Annotated in this window: 1 pseudogene; it reads right to left on the reverse strand. The window is 37.8% G+C overall.

Annotated elements, in window-relative coordinates:
- Positions 1 to 67 precede the first annotated feature (67 nt).
- A pseudogene (locus HMPREF2801_RS09340) lies at positions 68 to 613 on the reverse strand (hypothetical protein); the annotation flags it as partial.

Here is a 613-nt window from a genome sequence, read left to right on the forward strand (position 1 = left end):
GGTTTATTCATGCTAAAGCGTACAAAAAAATAAAAGCCGCCCCTTGGCAGCTTTTATTAAAATAATTTTACTTATTTGTTTTTTTGTTTTCTTCTTCCTTTTCCTTTTTCTTGAATCTTCCAAGTAGAAGCAATAGACCTGATGCAAGGCCTGCTGATGCAGTCTCAGCAATTAGTCCAGCGTCTGCTGTCTTAGGAGCTCTGTCATCATTTTTAGCTTGTGCCTTTGATATTACTTTATCTTCTTTAGCTTTTGCTTGGCTTAAGATTTTCTTTTGGTCTTGAGACTTTTCTGCATCTTCAGTTTTCTTTACTTCTTCAGATTTTTCAGAATCAGAAATTTTATTTTCCCCTTCAAACTTTTTGTCCTCAGGAGTCTTTCCTTCTGGAGTCTTTCCTTCAGGAATTTTTTCTTCAGTTACCTTTTCAGATTCAGCTGGCTTATTTGTCTCAACTGGTTTTTCAGAATCACCTGGCTTATTTGGCTCAACTGGTTTTTCAGGAGTTCCTGGATTTGGATTATCTGGCTTTGGATTGTCAGGTGTTTCTCCTGGTGTATCTGGATCTGTTGGATCTGTTGGATCTGTTGGGTCAGTTGGATTTGTTGGGTCAGT

Origin of the sequence: Peptoniphilus sp. HMSC062D09 (genome assembly GCF_001811425.1) — a bacterium.
In the GTDB taxonomy this organism is placed as follows: Bacteria; Bacillota; Clostridia; order Tissierellales; family Peptoniphilaceae; genus Peptoniphilus_A.